Genomic DNA, 2,786 nt, shown 5'->3' on the forward strand with positions numbered 1-2,786 from the left:
TCGGTGCCAATGCGCCAGTCTTCTTTGGGTTTGCAGCCATCGCTGAGGTATTCAGCCAGCTGATCGTGATGTTCGATCGGCCCGCCGCCGGACTGTGGAATAGACATAGGCTTGCTCCGCTCCTGCAAACTCGCTTGGGACAGTAGTCGTGATCGTAATTTTGTGCAGTGTCAATGCAACCGGGGGTCTGATTTTGCCCAGATCACGACCGGTTGATCCGGTGTGGTCTTCAACTGCGTCAGCATATGTTCTGTGCGGATGCCCTCAAGTGAGGCAAAGGCATCAAACAACGCATCGGAGCCTTCGGCATTCACCGGAATATGCAATGGCGCCTGCCCGGGTTGATACAACGCCCAGACCGCAGGTTTACTCCGCCCGTCCAGCACCACGCGGCTGATACTGCGAATGGCCACGCTGCCGCCGTTGAGCGGGCCAAAATAGGCCACCTCGCCTTCGTCCACCTGAACCACGCCCGGCCCGCCTTTGCCAATGCGAAACCGCCCACGCTGCAGACCACTGACAATCAGCACCGCGCCAACCGCAACCAGGCCAATCCCCAGCCATTTCATCACGCCAAAACCGCTGGCCCACCACAGGCCAAGCAACAGCACTGCGACGCCCACCAAGGCTTCCCGCCACTGCGCCACCGCCGCGCGGGCCTCAGGTCGAATGAATGTCATGTGACCGCCTCCTCTTCCGCCATAAACATCATCAAGGAAAACGTCCCGTTGCGTTCAAACCCAATGGATTCATACGCCCGCGCCGCCGCTTCATTGGCCGCAAACAAAATGGCCAACTTTGCGCCTTTGTCCCGCGCCTCCTGCAAATGCAGCGCCACGGCCCGCCGCGCCAATCCCTGACCGCGCAGTTCAGGCGGCGTATACACCCCGCCAATCTGCACCGTATCCGGCAAAGTGGCATTGAACCCGGTCTTGCTCACCGGCACGCCATCCCTCAACAAAATGCGATGCGTGTCTCTCTCAATACAGCGCGCAATATCCTGCGCTGCCACCTCGGCGCATTTGTGCGCCGGTGTGCCCAGAACCTCGCCATGGTAGGCCATGCGCCACTCCACCGCCAACGCGCGGTGTTCTTCGCCAAGCGGCACTATGCTGAACCCGCCACACTCCGGCATCCTGAGCTGCGCCAGTTCCAGCCGATAGCCCGGCTCGTCTTCATTAAGCGACATCGGCCGGTCGCCCATGCCGGTGGCTTTAAAAAACGCCGCCACCTGCACGCCGTCTCCCAAACACCCATTCAGCTCCCGCTCCGCCCAAAAGGCGCGTGTCGCCAGCCAATCTTCTTTTGTAGCATCCGGCGCCTGCATCAAGATCATGCCGCCGTTAGACAGGGCAAACAGCCCCTTGCGATCATCATCCAACGCCCAAATGCGCATCGCACGATCCGCAGTGCCGTCTATCCCATGCTCCTTGAGATTGCTCAAAAAGAACATCGAACTCTGCACATGCTCCCGCAGAAACGGCTCAATCCAGACAAGGTCCGCTTCCGTGACCGCGCGCCAGCTCACTGCCAGTCTCCAAGGCTCTGCTGCCAAAGCGTCATCGCCGCCACAGCCGCCGTATCCGCCCGCAAAATCCGCGGCCCCAGGCTCACCACATGCGCAAATGGCAGGGCTTTAAGCCGCGCCCGCTCTGCATCGCTAAATCCACCTTCCGGCCCAATCAAGATCGCCCAGGGTCCGCCGGTCGACGCCGCCAAACGCTTGGCACTGCCCACCTCGGCCTCATCGCAGAACATCAACTGCCGCCCCTCCGGCCACTCCGCTAGCAAGCGATCCAATTTCACCAGATCGCTGACCTCCGGCACATAGGTCCCGCCACATTGCTCCGCCGCTTCCACCGCATGGGCTTGCAGACGATCCTGCCGAATGCGCTCGCTGTTCGTGAAATCTGTCGACACCGGCACAATCCGCGCCGCGCCCATCTCTGCCGCTTTCTCAACAATAAAATCCGTGCGCGCCTTCTTGATCGGCGCAAAGCACAACCACAGGTCCGGCGGCATCTGCAACGGCTTGGTCTGCGCCTCACACACCAGCTCCCCGTTGCGTTTATTCGCCACAGTCACAGCACAGCGCCACTCGCCATCCCGCCCGTTAAACACCAGCACCGGATCACCCACTGCCATGCGCATCACGCCAAAAAGGTAATGCGCCTGCTCTTTGGTCAGAGGAATGGTTTGCCCTTCCCCCAAGCCCTGCTCTACATACAGTCTGACTTTTGCCTGTTTCATGGGAACCGACATATGGCCGACACACCCGCAAAGGAAGACCCCAAGGGTCAAGTTTCTGACGCTGTGACAGGCAATTGGGTCGACCACCGTGCCCCGGCTTGGTCTCGCCCCTATCTGCGCCTGTCGCGCGCCGACCGCCCGATTGGCACCTGGCTACTTCTGCTGCCCTGCTGGATGAGCCTCGCACTGGCCATTTTGAGCGACGGCCATGCCACACTCTTCGACCTTTGGATCGCCCTCGGCTGCGCAATTGGCGCTTTCCTGATGCGCGGCGCGGGCTGCACGTGGAACGACATCACCGACCGCGACATTGACGCCAAGGTCGCCCGCACCCGCTCCCGCCCGATCCCGTCAGGCCAAGTCACTACCAAACAGGCCGCTGCCTGGATGGGCATTCAAACCCTGATCTCAGCTGCCATCCTGCTGACGTTCAACGTCAACGCCATCTTGCTGGGCATCGCCTCGCTGATCCCGGTGGCGATCTACCCCTTTGCCAAACGCTTCACCTGGTGGCCGCAGGTCTTTCTGGGCCTCGC

Annotated in this window: 4 protein-coding genes; 1 reads left to right on the top strand and 3 read right to left on the bottom strand. The window is 61.0% G+C overall.

Annotation, left to right across the window (positions count from 1 at the left end; translation table 11 throughout):
• Positions 1–170: 170 nt before the first annotated feature.
• Genes QZ517_RS19945 through QZ517_RS19955 form a run of 3 tightly spaced genes read right to left on the bottom strand, consistent with a single transcriptional unit; the run spans position 171 to position 2,250 of the window.
• The gene (locus QZ517_RS19945) at positions 171–680 is read right to left on the bottom strand and encodes a hypothetical protein (RefSeq protein WP_294230793.1); all 510 of its coding nucleotides are present in this window, start codon (positions 678–680) and stop codon (positions 171–173) included.
• A complete protein-coding gene (locus QZ517_RS19950) occupies positions 677–1,528 on the bottom strand; it encodes a GNAT family N-acetyltransferase (protein WP_294230796.1) in 852 nt (283 codons plus the stop codon). The genes QZ517_RS19945 and QZ517_RS19950 overlap by 4 nt, the downstream gene beginning before the upstream one ends.
• Positions 1,525–2,250: a 16S rRNA (uracil(1498)-N(3))-methyltransferase gene (locus tag QZ517_RS19955; protein ID WP_294230799.1), complete on the bottom strand. Its 726-nt coding sequence runs from the start codon at positions 2,248–2,250 to the stop codon at positions 1,525–1,527. Before QZ517_RS19955 ends, QZ517_RS19950 begins: the two co-directional genes overlap by 4 nt.
• Before the next feature lie 12 nt (positions 2,251–2,262).
• Between QZ517_RS19955 and QZ517_RS19960 the strand changes: the two genes are divergently transcribed.
• A partial coding sequence (locus QZ517_RS19960) for a UbiA family prenyltransferase (RefSeq protein ID WP_294230802.1) occupies positions 2,263–2,786 on the top strand: 524 nt, incomplete at its 3' end.

The sequence above is a fragment of the uncultured Shimia sp. genome (assembly GCF_913054185.1).
Classification (GTDB): Bacteria; Pseudomonadota; Alphaproteobacteria; order Rhodobacterales; family Rhodobacteraceae; genus Shimia.

Coding starts and splice junctions, on each gene's coding strand:
- QZ517_RS19955 (WP_294230799.1), bottom strand. CDS start 2,250: ATGAAACAGGCAAAAGTCAGACTGTATGTAGAGCAGGGCTTGGGGGAA.
- QZ517_RS19945 (WP_294230793.1), bottom strand. CDS start 680: ATGACATTCATTCGACCTGAGGCCCGCGCGGCGGTGGCGCAGTGGCGG.